General features: G+C 75.2%; 15 protein-coding genes. 1 reads left to right on the forward strand and 14 read right to left on the reverse strand.

Annotation, left to right across the window (positions count from 1 at the left end; genetic code table 11):
- Window positions 1–95: 95 nt before the first annotated feature.
- From ACIPYS_RS13320 to ACIPYS_RS13350, 7 genes are all read right to left on the reverse strand, one after another.
- Window positions 96–455, reverse strand: a complete 360-nt coding sequence (locus ACIPYS_RS13320; protein WP_400745913.1) for a hypothetical protein — start codon at window positions 453–455, stop codon at window positions 96–98.
- Window positions 455–646, reverse strand: a complete 192-nt coding sequence (locus ACIPYS_RS13325; RefSeq protein WP_030398276.1) for a hypothetical protein — start codon at window positions 644–646, stop codon at window positions 455–457. The genes ACIPYS_RS13320 and ACIPYS_RS13325 overlap by 1 nt, the downstream gene beginning before the upstream one ends.
- Window positions 647–673: 27 nt before the next feature.
- A complete protein-coding gene (locus ACIPYS_RS13330) occupies window positions 674–1177 on the reverse strand; it encodes an Asp23/Gls24 family envelope stress response protein (protein WP_093859994.1) in 504 nt (167 codons plus the stop codon).
- 459 nt (window positions 1178–1636) lie between these two features.
- The gene (locus tag ACIPYS_RS13335) at window positions 1637–2443 is read right to left on the reverse strand and encodes an enoyl-CoA hydratase/isomerase family protein (protein ID WP_093859995.1); all 807 of its coding nucleotides are present in this window, start codon (window positions 2441–2443) and stop codon (window positions 1637–1639) included.
- A 232-nt stretch (window positions 2444–2675) separates the two neighbouring features.
- Window positions 2676–2909 (reverse strand): helix-turn-helix domain-containing protein, encoded by a 234-nt coding sequence (locus ACIPYS_RS13340; protein ID WP_030398279.1) that lies wholly within the window; start codon window positions 2907–2909, stop codon window positions 2676–2678.
- A 388-nt stretch (window positions 2910–3297) separates the two neighbouring features.
- On the reverse strand, window positions 3298–4896 hold the full coding sequence (locus tag ACIPYS_RS13345) for an ABC-F family ATP-binding cassette domain-containing protein (RefSeq protein ID WP_030398280.1): 1599 nt from the start codon (window positions 4894–4896) through the stop codon (window positions 3298–3300).
- A 245-nt stretch (window positions 4897–5141) separates the two neighbouring features.
- Window positions 5142–6074, reverse strand: coding sequence for a hypothetical protein (locus ACIPYS_RS13350; protein WP_093859996.1), 933 nt, complete (start codon window positions 6072–6074; stop codon window positions 5142–5144).
- Window positions 6075–6447: 373 nt separating this feature from the next.
- Here ACIPYS_RS13350 and ACIPYS_RS13355 point away from each other — a divergent pair, with 373 nt between their 5' ends.
- On the forward strand, window positions 6448–7761 hold the full coding sequence (locus tag ACIPYS_RS13355) for a glycoside hydrolase family 26 protein (RefSeq protein ID WP_107452526.1): 1314 nt from the start codon (window positions 6448–6450) through the stop codon (window positions 7759–7761).
- A 12-nt stretch (window positions 7762–7773) separates the two neighbouring features.
- Here ACIPYS_RS13355 and ACIPYS_RS13360 read toward each other — a convergent pair whose 3' ends face one another.
- The 7 genes from ACIPYS_RS13360 to ACIPYS_RS13390 all read right to left on the reverse strand — a co-directional run bounded on the left by ACIPYS_RS13360 (window position 7774) and on the right by ACIPYS_RS13390 (window position 16588).
- Complete coding sequence (locus ACIPYS_RS13360) at window positions 7774–8940, reverse strand: GNAT family N-acetyltransferase (RefSeq protein WP_400745918.1); 1167 nt, start codon at window positions 8938–8940, stop codon at window positions 7774–7776.
- The gene (locus tag ACIPYS_RS13365) at window positions 8937–9824 is read right to left on the reverse strand and encodes a hypothetical protein (RefSeq protein ID WP_400745921.1); all 888 of its coding nucleotides are present in this window, start codon (window positions 9822–9824) and stop codon (window positions 8937–8939) included. Before ACIPYS_RS13365 ends, ACIPYS_RS13360 begins: the two co-directional genes overlap by 4 nt.
- 64 nt (window positions 9825–9888) lie before the next feature.
- Entirely contained in the window at window positions 9889–11004 is a 1116-nt protein-coding gene (locus ACIPYS_RS13370) for a glycosyltransferase (protein ID WP_093859998.1), read from the reverse strand.
- Window positions 11001–12014, reverse strand: a complete 1014-nt coding sequence (locus ACIPYS_RS13375) for a polysaccharide deacetylase family protein (protein WP_231978528.1) — start codon at window positions 12012–12014, stop codon at window positions 11001–11003. The genes ACIPYS_RS13370 and ACIPYS_RS13375 overlap by 4 nt, the downstream gene beginning before the upstream one ends.
- Window positions 12004–13734, reverse strand: a complete 1731-nt coding sequence (locus ACIPYS_RS13380) for a lipid II flippase MurJ (protein WP_400745924.1) — start codon at window positions 13732–13734, stop codon at window positions 12004–12006. The genes ACIPYS_RS13375 and ACIPYS_RS13380 overlap by 11 nt, the downstream gene beginning before the upstream one ends.
- Window positions 13731–15056 carry an O-antigen ligase family protein gene (locus tag ACIPYS_RS13385; protein WP_400745927.1) on the reverse strand — a complete coding sequence of 442 codons (1326 nt, stop codon included), beginning with the start codon at window positions 15054–15056 and terminating at the stop codon, window positions 13731–13733. Before ACIPYS_RS13385 ends, ACIPYS_RS13380 begins: the two co-directional genes overlap by 4 nt.
- A gap of 8 nt (window positions 15057–15064) precedes the next feature.
- On the reverse strand, window positions 15065–16588 hold the full coding sequence (locus ACIPYS_RS13390) for an exopolysaccharide biosynthesis polyprenyl glycosylphosphotransferase (RefSeq protein WP_093860000.1): 1524 nt from the start codon (window positions 16586–16588) through the stop codon (window positions 15065–15067).
- Window positions 16589–16717: the final 129 nt, after the last annotated feature.

Consider the following 16717-nt stretch of genomic DNA (forward strand, 5'->3'; position numbering starts at 1 on the left):
TCGACCCCGGCCCCAGCCCGGCCCGGTGCCGCCACCGCAGTGGCCGCCGGACGCCCAGACCTCCCGCCGGCCCACCCCGGCGCTCCGCCAGGTGCTCATCCCGCCGCCTCCGGCACCAGGTGCTCGACCACCACGACGACCTCGGCCACCCGGGTGGCCGTCAGGGCGCGGACGTCGGCGCCGATCCGGTCACGAACGGCACGGGCCAGGGCGGTGAGATCCGCGGGGAACGGCAGGTCGACGGTGACCCGCACGGTGACCGGGGCACCCGGCGTGGACGCCCGGTCCACCGAGACGGTGGGCGGCCCGCCGCGCGCGCTCCGCCCCTGCCAGGCATCGGCGAGCGCCTCCCGGGCGGCCCTGGCGGCGATCCGGGCGTAGACCCGGTCGGCGATCCGCAACCGGCCGCGCGTGCCGGGATCCCCGTGCGCGGGCGCGGGGACGAGGGCCGCCATCAGCGGCGCCGGTCGCGGCTGCGCAGCAGGTCGCCGAGCTCGCCGAGCTCGATGTCGCCCTCCAGCAGACGGCCGACCACGAATCCGACCACCCCCAGCGCGGCCACCAGCAGGAAGGCCGCGAACCCGCCGAAGTATCCGGCGAAGCCCAGGGCCATTCCCACCACCAGGCCGACGATGGCCAGGTTCATGCGTTCCACCTCGTCTTCCGCTGCGGGCTACTTCAGCTTGGGGCGCTGGCCGGAGGAGGGGGGCTCCTCTTCCTCCTCCACCACGTCGGGCTCGTCGGGCAGGTGGACGTCGTTGACGGCGATGTTCACCTCGACGACCTCGAGACCGGTCATCCGCTCGACCGCGTCCACGATGTTCTCCCGCACCTGGCGGGCGAGTTCGGGGATGACGACGCCGTACTCGACGACCAGCGCGATGTCGATGGCGGTCTGCTTCTCCCCCACCTCGGCCTTGATGCCACGCCCGATGCTGCTGCGCCCGCCGGGGACCCGGTCCCGCATCGCGCCGAAGGTGCGGGCGAGGCCGGAGCCGAGGGCGTGAATTCCGCTGACCTCGCGCGCGGCCATCCCGGCGATCTTCTCGACCACGCCGACGGCCAGCGCGGTGCGGCCGCGCTCGGCGACCGCCGTCGCGCCGTCGGCGCCCGTCGAGGACGCGGCACCGGCCGAGGGGTTCTTGTGCAGGGTGGCGGGCGTCGGAGTGTCAGGCATGGCTCATCTCCCGTTGTGCGGCTCCAGCTATATCGCAAATCGCTCCAACTCTGGCATTTCGCCACGGTTCCCGCCCCCGGAGCAGCCGGACGGACGGACGGATCGGGTGGGCAGCGGGAGGCGGGCGGGCAGCCGTCCGCCGGGCCCCTCCGTGCGTCCGTCCGCACCGCCCCACCTGATCCGGTGATCCGGCGAAAACTTTGCAAAGTGCGACTTTGCAAAGTGCCGCCCACCCGAACGGACGCGCACACGGACGGACGGGCAAGCGGGCGGACCAGCGGACGGACGAACGGCCGGACGGACGAAAAAGCCCGGGCCCGTGGGAGATCCCACGGGCCCGGGCCCCTCGAGCAGCTGTTTGCAAAGACCTCTCGCGTCCGAGGGGACTTTGCAAAGTCGCACTTTGCAAAGTCTCCTCGGGCACCGGGGCGGGCGTTCCGACCGCCCCGGGGGGTGCCGTCAGTCGCCGAGGCCGGCCAGGTCGCGGAGCCGGCGGGCCTGCGCCGCCCGTTCGGCCGAGCGCTGCTCGTCGTAGGAGCGGCCGGCAGCACCCTGGAGCAGGGCCTTGGTCTCGATGACCGCGTCGCGCGGCGCGGCGAGCAGGGCGGCGGCGAGGTCGCGGGCGGCGGCGTCCAGCTCGGCGGCCGGGACGGCGAGGTTGGCCAGGCCGATCGCGGTGGCCTCGTCGGCGCCGACCCAGCGGCCGGTGGCGCAGATCTCCAGCGCCCGGGCGTAGCCGACCAGGTCGGTCAGCGGCTTGGTGCCGGCGAGGTCGGGGACGAGACCGAGCGAGGTCTCCTTCATGGAGAACTGGACGTCCTCGGCGACCACCCGCAGGTCGCAGCCGAGGGCGAGCTGGAAACCCGCGCCGACGGCGTGGCCCTGGACGGCGGCGAGGGTGACCAGGTCGGACCGGCGCCACCAGGTGAAGGCCTCCTGGTAGCCGGCGATGGTGGCGTCGAGCTCCTTGTCCTCGGCGGCGGCCAGCTGGAGGAAGCTGGGCTCGCCGGGGATGCCCTCGGGGCTGAACATCGCGCGGTCCAGGCCGGCGGAGAAGGAGACGCCCTCGGCGCGGAGCAGTACCACCCGGACGTTCCCGGGCAGCTCGCGGCCGACCGAGGCGAGGGCGCGCCACATCGCGGGGGACTGCGCGTTGCGCCGCGCGGGCTGACAGAGGGTGACGACGGCGAGGTCGCCGTCGATCTCCAGGCGAACGCCGTCCTGCTCCCGGATCGGGGTCTGCGGATCGGTGGCGGGAGCGGTCATGCGGGGACCTCCGGTGGCGAGGGTGCTTGGCTACCGGAGAGTAACAAAACTGACGGCGCAGCGGCAGGGGCCCGCGGCCGATCGTCGCGCGGCGGCCTGCGACCGGGTCACGGCCGGGCCGCGACATGACGATCGGCGGCCGGTTCGCTCTGGCCGGGGGCGGGCGATCGACGGTCGCCTTCCCGGTCGGCGCCCTGCCGCCGAGTCATCCGTCCGATGAAGTGACGGGGCGTCAGGAACCGGCCCCGGCTGCGGCTTTGTTCTTGCCCCGCGTAGCACCGCCGCGGCCCCGGAGGATCACCCCGGATTCGCTGAGCATTCGGTGCACGAAGCCGTACGAGCGACCGGTCTCCTCCGCGAGGGCGCGAATGCTCGCCCCGGAGTCGTACTTCTTCTTGAGATCGGCCGCGAGCTTCTCACGCGCGGCACCGGTTACCCGGCTGCCCTTTTTCAGAGTCTCGGCCACCCGTGCCTCCTCGTAGCGTTGCTCGGTCAGATTCCCATGATCACCCATCCACCGCGTCCTGGCCACCCATTCGACAAGGTCCATGTCTGGAATGGGCGGTCCTGCGGTGGTGATCCGAGCGCACAAGGGCGCTCACGCTGAGTGCACGCCCCCGGAGGTCTACCGCCGTTCGGAGCGAATGGGCTGATCAGCAGCGTGGGCCCGCCCACGATCGAGTGGTGGGCTGACGGAAGCTCCTCAAACGGAATGCGCGACCCCTTCATTCCCGGACACGCCGGAAGGAGTAGTTTTTCTGGCGCAGAAAGCGGAGGAAGCGTCTACCGCCGGCCGGACGGGAACACGAAGGCCCGGTCGTCCGTACGGACGACCGGGCCCTGACGTGGCGGAATCAGGCCAGCGAGACCAGGTCGGCGTAGGCCGGGCTCCAGAGGTCCTCGACGCCGTCGGGGAGCAGGATGATCCGCTCCGGCTGGAGCGCGTCGACCGCGCCCTCGTCGTGGGTGACCAGCACGACCGCGCCGCTGAACTCGCGCAGCGCACCGAGGATCTCCTCGCGGCTGGCCGGGTCCAGGTTGTTGGTCGGCTCGTCGAGCAGCAGCACATTGGCGCTGGAGACCACCAGCGAGGCCAGCGCGAGCCGGGTCTTCTCGCCGCCGGAGAGCACCCCGGCCGGCTTGTCGACGTCGTCGCCGGAGAACAGGAACGAACCGAGGATCTTGCGGATCTGCACCAGGTCGGTGTCGGGTGCCGAGGAGCGCATGTTCTCCAGCACCGTGCGCTCCGGGTCCAGGGTCTCGTGCTCCTGGGCGTAGTAGCCGATCTTCAGGCCGTGGCCCGGGATCACCTCGCCGGTGTCCGGCTTCTCCACCCCGGCGAGCATCCGCAGCAGGGTGGTCTTGCCGGCGCCGTTGAAGCCGAGCACGACGACCCGGGAGCCCCGGTCGATGGCCAGGTCGACGTCGGTGAAGATCTCCAGCGAGCCGTAGGACTTGGACAGCCCGCTGGCGGTCAGCGGGGTCTTGCCGCACGGGGCCGGGTCCGGGAAGCGCAGCTTGGCGACCTTGTCGTTCATCCGGACCTGCTCCAGGCCGGAGAGCAGCTTGTCGGCGCGGCGGGCCATGTTCTGCGCGGCCACGGTCTTGGTGGCCTTGGCGCGCATCTTGTCGGCCTGCGCGTTGAGGGTCGCGGCCTTCTTCTCGGCGTTGGCGCGCTCGCGCTTGCGGCGCTTCTCGTCGTCCTCGCGCTGCTGCTGGTACTGCTTCCAGCCCATGTTGTAGACGTCGATCGCGGAGCGGTTGGCGTCCAGGTAGAAGACCTTGTTGACGACCGTCTCGACCAGCTCGACATCGTGCGAGATGACGATGAAGCCGCCCTTGTAGGTCTTCAGGAAGTCCCGCAGCCAGACGATCGAGTCGGCGTCGAGGTGGTTGGTGGGCTCGTCGAGGAGCAGCACGTCGGAGTCGGAGAACAGGATCCGGGCCAGCTCGACGCGGCGGCGCTGACCGCCGGAGAGGGTGTGCAGCGGCTGGTTGAGGATGCGGTCCGGCAGGCCCAGCGCGGCGGCGATGGTGGCGGCCTCGGCCTCGGCGGCGTACCCGCCCTTGGTGAGGAACTCGGTCTCCAGGCGCGCGTACTTCTTCATCGCGTTCTCCTGGGTGGCGCCCTTGCCGTTCGCCATCCGGTCCTCGTTCTCGCGCATCTTCTTCAGCACGGTGTCGAGGCCACGGGCGGAGAGGATGCGGTCCTTGGCCAGGACGTCGAGGTCGCCGGTGCGCGGGTCCTGCGGCAGGTAGCCGACCTCGCCGGAGCGGATCACGCTGCCGGCCGCGGGGATGCCTTCGCCGGCCAGCACCTTGGTCAGCGTGGTCTTGCCGGCACCGTTGCGCCCGACCAGGCCGATCCGGTCACCGGCGGCGACCTTGAAGTTCGCGGACTCGATCAGGATCCGGGCGCCGGCGCGCAGTTCGAGGCCGTTGACGGAAATCATGGCTGGGCACTACTCCTGGGACGTGGGCGGGCGACCGGACGGGCTCGGGCCGGGGCGGCGGGAAGGGGCGTCGTCGACGGGGTTCGGCGGACCGCTCGGGGCGGTGCCGCGCACCCGCTAGTGCCCGGAGAGAACAGCCATGACGGCAAGTCTACCGGGCCGCGCGCGCGGCCCCGGAGGAGCCGCCCGCCCGGGGGCACCGGGCGGGCCCCGGCGGCGGGACCGGGGGGGCCGGCCGCCGGCCGCTAACGGGCCTGCGGGCTGTCCGCGTCCGGCGCCGCGCAGCCGCCGGCCGGGGGGACGGCGGCGAACGGCTCGGCCACGCTGCCGCAGGCGGCCTCGGGGGCTGCGGCCCAGGTGTCGAAGACCCGCGGGGCGACGATCGGGCCGTCCGAGATCAGTACCCGGCGCCCGTCGAGCGCCTTCATCGAGACGCCGGGACCGGCGTTCAGCTGCCAGCCGGTGCTGTCCAGCCGGTAGCCGGAGATGCCGCCGGAGACCTGCTGCCCGGTGCTGTTGGCGCAGCTGCGCGGGACCAGCACCGCGTAGTCGGTGGCGACCGTACGCTCCGGGTCGTAGACGCAGTTGCCGGCGGGCTTGGAGTTGTAGCGCAGGTCGCCGTCGGCGTCCCGGAAGCCCATGGTGAGCTGGGGCGTGACCACGGCCACCCAGGGCGTGGTCTGCTGGACGGTGCGCAGCGCGGCGGCGGCCCGCTCGGTGGCCAGTTGCTTGCGCTGCTCCTCGGTCCGCTTGTCGGCGCCCGGCTCGCCGGCGCCGCGCAGCCAGTCCGCGAGGCCGGGTACCGCCCGGTGCCAGCGGACCTGCTGGTCGCCGGGGCGCACCGAGGTGACCAGGCCGTCGTCCCAGACGACCACGGCGTTCTCGCCCGCGGTCGCCAGGTAGAGCGCGGTGGCGCCCTCCCGCTGGTAGGACCAGGCGTGCTCGCCGGTGGCCCGGTGGTAGGCCTCCAGGCCGGGGCCGACCCGCAGGTCGAGGTCGGCGGCGTCGAGGGTCGCGGTGGCGTCGGTGCTCGGGTCCGTGGCGCTCCGTGCGGCCACCCGGTCGCCGAACGGGACCGGCTTGTTGGCGTGCGCGGCGGCGCCCGCCACAAGGACCAGCAGCACCGCCAGGGCAGGCAGGATCGATCGGGGGCTGAGGGCGCGCGACTTCCAGGACACGGGCGGAGCGTACCTTTCGGCGGCCGCGCGAGTCAGCCGCGATTCGCCGTGCCGCCGAACGGCGCAGGCGCTCGGGCCGGCTGCGCGCGGGTCTCCCGTACCCGCCCGGCGACCTGCGCCGTCGGGCCCGGAGGGCCTCCGGTCGGGGCCGCGCGGTAGGGCTCCCGGGACGGTCAGGACTGTTACGGAGGTGATACACGGCACACCGCCGGACGGCGTTCGAATATCGCCCACTTTAGGGTGACATTCGGCTTTTCCCCGGTCGGGCGGCCCTACTGTCGGCAATCGGGACACCACCGTGCGTGCCCCTGTCCGCCTCCGCCCAGCCTGCCCCGCCCGCGGCACCGTCCGGGGAACCGCCCGAGGAGAGACCATGCGATTCGGCCGCCTGGCGCTGGCCGCCGCCACCCTGCTGCTGCTCACCACGGCCGGTGTTCCGGCCGGCACGCCGCTGGGCCAGACGGAGCGGCACGCCCTCTCCTCGGACGGGATCTCGCCGCGCGGGGCCGCGCCCCGCCCGGTGGTGCAGCGGCCGCCGCACGAGCCGCCGTTCGGGGCCTTCGTCGGTTCCTGGGACAAGTACATCCCGCAGATCGGGCGGTACTCGCAGTGGCTGGGCAACGCGAACATGCAGGTCGGGCACACCTATCTGGCGGGCAACGGCTGGGCGGACATCGAGGGCGAGCCGGTGGTGCTCGGCCTGTGGTCGCAGTGGCGGCTGGCGGACCCGTCCCGGATGCTGATCCTCGGCGTGCCGATGCTGGTGCCGAACGAGGCCGGTGTGCCGGACGGCGAGGTGGCGCGGCTGCTGGCCCAGGGGGCGCGCGGTGACTTCGACCGGCATTTCCTGAAGCTGGCCCGGCGTCTGGTCGCGCTCGGCGGCGCGGACACGGTGCTCACGCTCGGCTGGGAGATGAACGGCGTCACCTACACGCACCGCTGCAAGCCCGATCCGGCCGCCTGGAAGACGTACTGGCGGCGGATCGTCACGGTGATGCGTTCGGTGCCGGGGCAGCGCTTCCGGTTCGACTTCACGCCGAACCGGGGGCTGGACGCGATCCCGTGGACGAAGTGCTACCCGGGGGACGACGTGGTCGACATCCTGGGCATGGACAGCTACGACCAGCCGGCCGGCGGGACCTTCGACGACTACGTGCGCGAGCCGTACGGGCTGCAGGACCAGGTGGAGTTCGCGGCCAAGCGCGGCAAGCCGGTCTCGTACCCGGAGTGGGGGCTGTTCCGGAACGGGGACAACCCGGAGTTCGTGCAGCGGATGGTCGAGTGGATCCGGACCCACGACACCGCGTACCAGACCGTCACCGACTACTGCCCGCACGGGTTCTGGCAGTGCGACCGGAACCCGCGGGCCGGTGCCCGGTTCAGGCAGCTGATGGCCGGCTCGAAGGGGGCCCCGGCGGCGCCGACGCCGCCGCCGGCACCGGTCGCACCGGTGGCGCCGAGCGTCCCGGCGCAGCCGGCGCAGCCCGGTGCGCCGACCGCGCCGCCCTCGCCGTCCGCCACCCCGACGGCGCCGCCGAGCCCCGGGGGGCCGGGCGAGCCGTCGCCGTCGGCGGCGCCGACGGCCCCGGTCAGTCCGACCGCCCCGGCGGTCCCGTCGTCGCCGCCCGCGGTGCCCTCCCCCTCGCCGACCGCCCGGCCGGGGTGGCACTGGTGGCCCTGGTGGTAGCGGGGCGGGCGGTCAGCCGCGGCGGCGGGCGGCCAGCGCCGCCTTGAGCCGCGGCATCCGGGTGCTGAGCAGGTGGACCGCCGCCCGCCGGGCGCGGACGGCGCCGCCCCGGGCCGCGGCCGCCGGGGCGGGGCCGCGCGGGCCGAACAGCAGCCGCTGGTTCGGCAGCCGGTCCGGGCGCCAGCGCTGCTTGTAGGCCTCCTGGCCGCGCAGCAGGCTTATCACCGGGATCCCCGCCGCCAGCGTCTCGTCCAGCGCGGCGCCGAACAGCAGCCCGGCGATGTCCAGCCGCTCGCGCAGCCGGGGGTGCGCGCCGTACAGGTAGAGGCCGCTGTAGGAGGGGCAGAGCAGCACCAGGTTGACCGCCAGCAGTTCGCCGTCCAGCCAGAACCGGTGCACGGCGGCGCCGCCGGCGGCGACCAGTGCCGCGGTGGACTCGGTGAGGTGCCGGGAGAACCGCTCGGTGCGGTGCTCCGGTGTCACCCCGCGCTCCTCCCACTGGACGAAGTGCAGCCGCAGCAGCGCCTCCAGTGCCTCCGGGACCTCCTCGGGGCTCGTCGCGCGCACCTCGACGCCGGATTCGGCGATCCGGCGCAGCTTGACCCGGCTGCGCTGGGCGGTCTTCCCGGGCAGCCGTTTGAGGAGCTGGTCCATCGGGACGGCGGGCAGGTACTGGCAGAGCGAGTCGGTGAAGCGGTGGCGCCGGCCGCGCCACTGCTCGAAGACCCGCTGGACGGCCGCCTCCGGGTGGACCTCGCGCAGCTCCAGGCTGTGCCAGGGGCGGGTGAGCGGGAGGGCGGCGGCGAACTCGGCGGCGGCCCGGTCGGCGCAGGCGTCGTCGAGCAGGATGTCGGTGAAGTCGACCAGGCCGCCGCCGAGGCCGGTGAGTCCGCCGAGCGGGCCGCCGCGGCGGTGGAAGGCGCCCGCGCCGACCAGCAGGCCCTCGCGCCGCACCAGCAGCACGACCAGGGCGCCGGGGCGGCCGTAGTGGCGCCACCAGGAGCGCTGCCAGGCGGCGGTCTGGAAGGTGGTGGCCGTGCGGCAGCGGGCGGCCAGGTCGTCCCACTCCTCGGCGAGGGTGTCGAGGGCGTCGTCCTCGTGGCGCAGCTCGGTGGTCCAGCGGGGCGAGCGGGCCTGGGCGGGGAGGCCCGCGGTGGGGGTGACGGCCTCGGTGCTCATCGTCCGCCCCCCGCCGTCGTCCCGGCCCGGGCCTCGGCCCGCGGCTCGGTCGTGGGACCGGTGCCCGCCCCGGCGGGCCCGGCCTTCGCCGTTCCGGACCTCTCGGCCCCGGACCTCTCGGCCCCGGACTTCGCGGCCCCGGACGTCGCGGACCCGGACGTCGCCGTCTCGGGCTTCGCGGTACCGGACTTCGCGTTCCCGGGCTTCGCGGTCGCGGCATCGGTCGGCCCGGACGGGCCGGCGGGGTCGGGGTCCGGTTCGGCGGCGCGCGGGCGCGGGGCGGTCGCGGGACCGGACCCGGCGGGCAGTTCCTCGGCAGCGGTCCCGGTCCCCCGGCGGCGGGTCATCATCACCAGCGCGCCGATCAGTACCCCGGCCGCGCCGCCGACCGCGACGTCCAGCTTGCCGGAGGGCGTGGTCGGCCGGTCCGGTTCGGCGGCGGCCGCCAGCGGGACCAGGCGGACGCCGGTCTCCTTGCTGCTGCCGTTGGCGAACGCCACCAGCGAACGCGCGACCGCGTCCGCCGCCAGGACCGCCTCCCCGGGCTCGGCGCCGGTGCCGGTGATCTCGATCATCGGGGCGTCCGGCGAGGTGGTGCCGTGCACCAGGCTCTCCAGTTCGCCGCGGCTGTGCCCGGTCTCGGCGGCGGCCGCCGCGAGCACCTGCGGCTGGCCCGCCAGCCGGCCGTACGCCTGGGCGAAGTTGACCGCGGTGGCGGCCTGGCCCTGGGCGTCGGGCACCACGATCACATAGGAGTTGGCGGCGTACGAGGGGTGGGCGACGACGGCGTACCCGGCGCCGGCGGCGGCGCCCAGCGGCACCGCGAGGGCCATCGGCCACCATCGGCCGACGAGCCGACGGGCACTGCGGCGCGATTCGCTCATGGGGACTCCTTGGCTATGAGGGCCGCCCGGCCGGCGGCCCGGTGTCTGCGGGGGTGCTGCCGGCTCAAGCCCGGGCCAGCCGGTCGTAGAGCGCACCGAGGTCGGCGGCGACCCGGACGATGTCGTAGTGGCCGACCGCGGGCGGCCTGGGCAGCGGGTCGGCGCCGAGGTCGTCGAGGTGGCGCAGGTCGCGCAGCGCGGCCGTGTAGGCGGCCGCCCCGGAGGGGATCCGGCGGGCCTGCGGGGCGGCGCTGGGCGGCAGTTCGTCCAGGGCCGGGCAGGCGCTGTGGCGCACCGGCAGGCCGGCCGCGAGCCCCTCCAGCACGCCGAGGCCGAAGGTCTCCTCGGTGGAGGGGGCGGCGAGCACGTCGAGTGCGGTGAGCAGGTCGGGGACGTCGTCGCGTTCGCCGGTCAGGACGAGGCGGTCGCGGACGCCGAGGTCGTCGGCCAGACGTTCCAGGGCGGCGCGTTCGGGGCCTTCGCCGATCAGCACCAGTCGGGCGGCGGGGTCCAGTGCGGCGAGTGCCTCCACCAGAACGGCGAAGCGCTTGCCGGGGACGAGCCGGCCGATCCCGCCGATCACCCAGGCGTGCGGCGGGAGGCCGAGTTCGGCGCGCAGGCGGGCGCGGGTGCCGGCCCGGTCGGCGGGCGGGTGGTGGTAGCGGGCGGCGTCGATGCCGTTCGGGATGAGTTCGACCCTGGCCGGCGGCACGCCCCAGGCGTGCAGGGTCTGGGCGACCTGCCGGGAGACCGCGACGGTGGTGGTGCCGAGGCGTTCGGCGGCCAGGTAGAGGCCCTTGACGCCGCGGGTGACCGGGCGGCCCTCGATCACTCCGGCGTGCAGCGAGTGCTCGGTGGCGACCACCGCCCGGACGCCGGCGAGCCGGGCGGCGAGCCGTCCGTAGAGTCCGGCCCGGTAGAGGTGGGTGTGCACCACGTCGTAGCGGCCGGCCCGGACCAGGCGGGCCAGCCGGGGCAGCGCGCCGAGGTCGCGGTTGCCGCGCATGCCGAGGTGGTGGACGGTGATGCCGTCGGCCCGCAGCGCGGCGGCCACGGTGCCGGGGTTGGTCAGTGCGAGGACTTCGCACTGCTGGTGGGCCGGCAGGTGGCGGAGCAGCAGGTGGAGCTGGCGTTCGGCGCCGCCGGAGGCGAGGCCGGTGACGATGTGCAGGATCCTCACGGCACCCTCCGGAGGCGTCCGGCGCGGGTGGCGAGGCGGTGGCGGCGGAGTTCGGTGACGGTGTCGCGCAGGCGGTGGCGGCCGCGTTTGGCGCGCAGTCGCCAGGCGCCGTCGCGGTCGCCGACGTAGCAGCGGGGCAGCGCGTACCGGCCGGTGAGCGGGGAGTGCGCGATGGCGCAGGCGTAGTCGTAGCCGGCGTCGCGGACGGCCAGGGTGGCGGCCAGGTCGACGGCTCCGTAGGGGTAGCAGAAGCCGGTGACGGGGCCGCCGACGACCTCTTCCAGGAGCCGTCGGCTCTCCCGGGTCTGGGCGGTCAGCACGTCGGCGGGGAGTCCGGGCAGGGCCTGGTGGCCGAGGCCGTGGGAGCCGATCTCCCAGCCGGCGGCGGCGAGGTCGGTGACCTCCTGCACGGTGAGCAGGGTCTTGCGGGGGCCTTCGCTGTCCCAGTCGTTGGCGCGGCCGAGCAGGTCGGCGACGACGTAGGCGGTGGCGGTGAAGCCGTAGGCCTGGAGGATCGGTACGGCGTGGCGGGCGAAGTCGGCGTAGCCGTCGTCGAAGCTGAGGCCGACCAGCCGGTCGGCCCGCCCGGCCGCCCTGGCCCGGATCAGCTCGCGGACCGAGACGCCGCGCTTGCCGCGCCGGTGCAGCCAGGCGATCTGCTCGGCGAACCGTTCCGGGCTGACGGTGAGCCGGTACGGGTCCTCCTTCTCGACGGCCACCGAGTGGTACATCAGGATCCACGGCGAGGTGGTCTCGGCGGTGGGGGCGTCGGTGAGGGGGCGGCGGCTCCTGGGCAGCCGGGCCGCCGGCCGGCGGGCGCCGGGGTACGGCGGGTCGGTGTGCGGCGCGTCGGCGCGCGGCCTGTCGGTGGCCGGCGCGTCGGCGCGCGGCCCCTCGGTGAGCGGCACGTCGGTGAGCGGCGCTTCGGTGCGCCGGCCGCCGGCCGTCGGCGCGGCCGGGCGGCGTACGCCCGGCGGGGCCGACCTGACGGTTCCCCGTTCAGCGTCCATGAGGAGGGTTCCCTTCATCGGCGACAGGTGACGGGTCGGGAACGGGTCCCAGGACCCGGACGGCGGCGCGGACCGGACCGCGCACCTCGTGGGCGCCGAGACCGGTGCCCAGGGCGGCGAAGGCCAGCGCGACGGTGAGGCCGCCGAGGACGGTGGAGAGCAGCGGGTCGGCGGTGAGGCCGGCCACCGGCGCGCCGAGGGCGGCGGCGCCGGCCGCGGCGGCGAGCAGCCGGGCCTGGCCGCCGAGGACGCGCCGCAGGCGCAGCGGGATGCCGCGCAGGACGAGGCCGCGCAGCAGCAGGGCGGCGGCGGTGGTGATGCCGGCCGCGTTGCCGGCGGCCAGGCCGAGGGCGCCGAAGCGGGGGGTGGCGAGCAGTCCGACGGTGACGGTGACGACGAGGCCGAGGGCCATCGCGGCGGCCGGGTACCAGTCGAGCAGTCGGCGGCCGCCGTCCTCGGGGCTGGGGTCGGCGGCCCGGCGGACCACCGGGCGCAGCGAGAAGTAGGGGCGGATCATGACGCCGATCAGTGCCTGGGCGAGCAGGCCTAAGCTGTAGACGCGGATCACGGCGGCGGTGGCGGCGGTGTCGGTGGGACCGAAGGCGCCGCGTTCGAAGAGCAGGGCGACCACGGAGGGGGCGCAGGCCATCAGGAAGGCGGTGCCGAGCAGGACGACGGCCGCGGCCTGGCCGAGGTCCTTCTCGACCCGGTCGCGGGCGGCGGTGAGGTCTCCGGCGGCGAGGGCCCGGGCGACCAGCGGGAAGGTGACGGTGCAGATGAGGATCCCGGCGGTCATGGCGAGCTGGGAGACCTTGGCGGCGTAGTTGAGGTGGGAGATGGTGCCGGGCGGCAGTCCCGAGCCGAGGTAGCGCTCGATGAAGACCTGGGCCTGGCGGGTGAGGGTGAACGCGCCGACGGGGAGCAGCGCGAGCGGGATCAGGACCAGCGCGTTGCGGGAGCGACGGGCGCGGGCGGCGCGGCCGGGGCCGGTGCGCAGGGCGCGCAGGGACGGGCCGATCAGCAGGCCGGCCATCAGGAGGCTGCCGAGGGCGACGCCGATCGCGGCGGAGCGCACGCCCCACAGGGCGTGGCAGCTGAGCAGGACGACCAGGATGCCGAGGTTGTAGGCGACGTAGATGCCGGCCGGGGCGGTGAAGCGGTGGTGGGCGCGCAGGGCGGCGGCGAGGTAGCCGGCGACGCCGAACGGCAGCACGGTGATCGCGGTGATCCGGGTGCAGGTGACGGCGAGTCGGGGGTCGGCGAGGCCGGGGGCGAGCAGGTCGACGAGCTGGGGGGCGCCGAGGGCGGCGCCGAGGGAGAGGGTGGTGAGGGCGAGCAGCAGCCAGGGCAGGGTGGCCCGGACGACCTGGCGGACCGGGTCGGGGCCGTCGGGGCGTTCCTCGCGCAGGACCAGGGCGAGGGCGAAGGCGGGCACCATGAGGAAGGACATGGCGTCCTCGATCAGCAGGGGTGCGGCGGTCTCGGGGACGGTCCAGGCGACCAGGAAGGCGTCGGTGCCCTGGTTGGCGCCGAAGTAGCGGGCGAGCAGGAGGTCGCGGAGCAGTCCGAGGGCGGAGCCGGCGGCGCTGAGGACGGCGGTGACGCCGAAGGCCCGGGCGAGGAAGCGGCTGCGGGGGGCGGCGGCCGGTCCCGGTCCGGGCGGGGCGGGGCGGGGGGCCGGCAGGGTGGTGGGCAGCGCGGTCGGTCGGTCGGTCGTCATGGCGTGCCCGCCGGGGGTCGGGCCGCGCGGGCGGCGAGGCCGAGGACGACCGAGGTCAGCACCGTGGTGGTGCCGCCGATGTCGGCGTAGAGGAAGTCGATCAGGACCCAGGTGAGCAGGGCGAGGGCGGCGAGGGCGGGGCCGCGGCCGCGCGCGTGGCGCAGGCAGCCGAGCAGGAGGCCGAGGAAGAGCATTCCGTAGGCGACGATGCCGATCAGGCCCTGTTCGCTGAGGACCAGGAAGTACATGTTGTGCGGGGAGAGCAGGGGTTCGCGCTGGAAGCCGATGGTGGCGTCGGCGGCGTCGCTGCCGGATGAGAGCCGGAGCGGGGCGTGGCTGTCGCGCAGTTGCTGGAAGGCCTTGGGGCCGGCTCCGGAGACGGGGTGGTCCTGCCAGATCCGGCCGGCGGTGGCCCACAGGTCGTAGCGGTCGGAGACCGACTGGTCGGGGGCGGCGGAGACGGAGCCGATGGAGCTGAGCCGGTCGGTGACGCCGGAGCCGCCGAGGCCGAGGCCGCCGACGAGGACGACGGCGGCGGCCGCGCCGAGCAGGGCGCCGCGGACGGCGAGCCTGGCGTCGGCGCGCAGCAGCAGGACGGTGGCGGCCGCGGCGGTGGCGATCCAGCTGCCGCGGCTGAAGGAGACGGCGAGCGGGAGGGCGAGGAAGGCGGCGGCGGCGAACATGGCCCGGCGCAGCCGGGGGTCGCCGTCGGGTCCGCGTTCGCCGAGGGCGAGGGCGAGGGCGGCGAGCAGACCGTAGGCGACGACGGTGGACATCGCCATGATGTCGAGGGCGCCGAAGGTGCCGACGGCGCGGATCGGGCGGCCGGTGTAGGAGGCGCCGGTCCCGGTGAGGAACTGGTGGACGCCGACGACGCCCTGGATCAGCGCGGCGGCGACGAAGGAGCCGAGGACGAGGCGCTGGTCGGTGCGGTCGCGCAGGGAGCAGAGCACGGCGGCGGGGACGAGCACGAACACCTGGGTGAGCCGGACGAAGCCGGTGAGGCTGGTCGCCGGGTCGATGGACCCGACGGTGGCGACGGCGGCGGCGGTCACGATCGCGCCGAACCGGACGGCGTCGGCGCGGCCGAGGGCGGGGGTACGGCCGCGCAGCAGGTTGACGGCGGTGAGGGCGACCAGGGCGAGCGAGGCGAGGTCGGCGGCGGTGACGTGGACGGCGGCGGCGACGTCCTTCTCCCCGGTGGGGACGCAGACCAGCAGCACGGTGGCGGCGGCCAGCAGGGCTGGGCGTTCCTGGAGGACGCCGCCCGCACGCCGTAACAGCCGGGCGGGGTGCGGTGGTGCGGCGAGGGTCAGGGCCACGGCGTTGTTCAGCTCCCGTCCGGGTGGAGCATGAGGGCCGCGGTGCGGCACAGGATCTTGACGTCCTGCCAGAGGCTCCAGCTCTCGATGTAGCGGTTGTCGAAGCGGGCCCGGTCCTCGATCGAGGTGTCCCCGCGCAGGCCGTTGACCTGGGCGAGGCCGGTGAGGCCGACGGGGACGCGGTGGCGGTCCGCGTACTCGGGGTAGGCCTGGCTGAACCGCATGACGAAGTAGGGGCGTTCGGGGCGGGGGCCGACGAGGCTCATGTCGCCGCGGAGCACGTTCCACAGCTGCGGGAGTTCGTCGAGGGAGCTGCGGCGCATCAGCCGGCCGACGGCGCCCATCCGGTGGTCCTGGGAGATGTTCCAGCGGGTCGCGGACTCGTGCTCGTTGCTGGGCCGCAGGGTGCGGAACTTGAGGACGGTGAAGACCCGGCCGTCGAGGCCGGTGCGCTGCTGGCGGAAGAGGACGCCGGGGCCGGTGTCGAAGCGGACGGCGAGCGCGCAGAGGGCGAGTACGGGCGAGAGCAGCAGCAGGCCGGTCGCGGCGGCGGTGACGTCCAGGGTCCGCTTGGCGGCCCAGCCGGGGCGGCGGGTGGCGGCGCGGCCGACCCGCAGGCAGGGGTAGCCCCAGAGGTGGTCGGCGCCGGTGAGACGGCCGGCAGTGAGGGAGCCGTACTCGCGCAGGGCGGGGACCAGCCAGACCTGGCAGCCGAGGCGGGCGGCGTCGCGCAGGGCGGCGGCGGTCTCGGCCTCGTCGGCGGCGCCGGCGGTGGCGACCACGTGGTGGACGCGGTGGCGGCGGACTTCGCGTTCGAGTACTTCGCGGCCGCCCAGCACGGGCAGGTCGGTGTCGCCGGCGAGCAGCGGCGGGTCGGGGTCGAGGAAGCCGATCGGGCGCATCCCGTACTCGCCGCGTTCGTTGAGGGCGGCGGCGACGCGGCGGCCGAGGCGGCCGGCGCCGAGCACCAGGACGGGGCTGGGGCGGCTGCGGCGGATCCGGCGCACCAGGTGGTAGAGCAGGGCGCGGCCGCAGACGGCGAGCAGGAGCTGGGTGCCGAGCAGGACGATCAGCCGGGCCGGGGTGGCGGGGCCGGTGTCGGGCCAGTGGCCTTCGAGGCAGCCGGCCAGGCTGATGGCGAAGGCGGAGGCGACGAGCGCCCGCGCGGTGAGGGCGGGCAGCTCGTCGAGGACGGAGAGGGTGAGGCGGGTGCGGTAGAGGCCGCCGGCCAGGTTGAGCAGGAGGAGCAGGGGCAGCAGGGCGGCGACGCCGAGCAGGGGTGCCACCCGGACGGCGGGGTCGAGGGCGCGGTTGGCGACGCCGGTGGCGGTGCAGAGGGCGAGGGCGTCGACGGCGACCAGGGCGACGGGCAGGGCGAGCCGGGCGCGGACCGGGCGGCGGTGCCGGCGGGCCGGGGCGGCGCTGCGGGTCTGGGCGGAGCGCGCCGGGCGGTCGAGCAGCCCGGTGGCGGGCCGGGGCGGGCCTGACAGGGACCGCCCGGGCCTTGGCACGCTGTCGTGGTCAATGGTCATCAGCGCACGAACTCCCCTGCTGTGTGCCCGGGGTGACGGCGGCCCGGCACCGGTTGGCCCGGAGCGGCCGTCCCGGCCCGGTGGGCGCGGTCCTGACAGCACCTGCTGCCGCTGGCGGCTTTCGATTTC

Origin of the sequence: Kitasatospora sp. NPDC089913 (genome assembly GCF_044748625.1) — a bacterium.
GTDB lineage: Bacteria > Actinomycetota > Actinomycetes > Streptomycetales > Streptomycetaceae > Kitasatospora.

What these genes read in the sequence shown, in the direction of transcription:
- ACIPYS_RS13320 (WP_400745913.1), bottom strand. Translation starts at nt 455, where the DNA reads ATGGCGGCCCTCGTCCCCGCGCCCGCGCACGGGGATCCCGGCACGCGC.
- ACIPYS_RS13325 (WP_030398276.1), bottom strand. Translation starts at nt 646, where the DNA reads ATGAACCTGGCCATCGTCGGCCTGGTGGTGGGAATGGCCCTGGGCTTC.
- ACIPYS_RS13330 (WP_093859994.1), bottom strand. Translation starts at nt 1,177, where the DNA reads ATGCCTGACACTCCGACGCCCGCCACCCTGCACAAGAACCCCTCGGCC.
- ACIPYS_RS13335 (WP_093859995.1), bottom strand. Translation starts at nt 2,443, where the DNA reads ATGACCGCTCCCGCCACCGATCCGCAGACCCCGATCCGGGAGCAGGAC.
- ACIPYS_RS13345 (WP_030398280.1), bottom strand. Translation starts at nt 4,896, where the DNA reads ATGATTTCCGTCAACGGCCTCGAACTGCGCGCCGGCGCCCGGATCCTG.
- ACIPYS_RS13355 (WP_107452526.1), top strand. Translation starts at nt 6,448, where the DNA reads ATGCGATTCGGCCGCCTGGCGCTGGCCGCCGCCACCCTGCTGCTGCTC.
- ACIPYS_RS13360 (WP_400745918.1), bottom strand. Translation starts at nt 8,940, where the DNA reads ATGAGCACCGAGGCCGTCACCCCCACCGCGGGCCTCCCCGCCCAGGCC.
- ACIPYS_RS13365 (WP_400745921.1), bottom strand. Translation starts at nt 9,824, where the DNA reads ATGAGCGAATCGCGCCGCAGTGCCCGTCGGCTCGTCGGCCGATGGTGG.
- ACIPYS_RS13375 (WP_231978528.1), bottom strand. Translation starts at nt 12,014, where the DNA reads ATGGACGCTGAACGGGGAACCGTCAGGTCGGCCCCGCCGGGCGTACGC.
- ACIPYS_RS13380 (WP_400745924.1), bottom strand. Translation starts at nt 13,734, where the DNA reads ATGACGACCGACCGACCGACCGCGCTGCCCACCACCCTGCCGGCCCCC.
- ACIPYS_RS13390 (WP_093860000.1), bottom strand. Translation starts at nt 16,588, where the DNA reads ATGACCATTGACCACGACAGCGTGCCAAGGCCCGGGCGGTCCCTGTCA.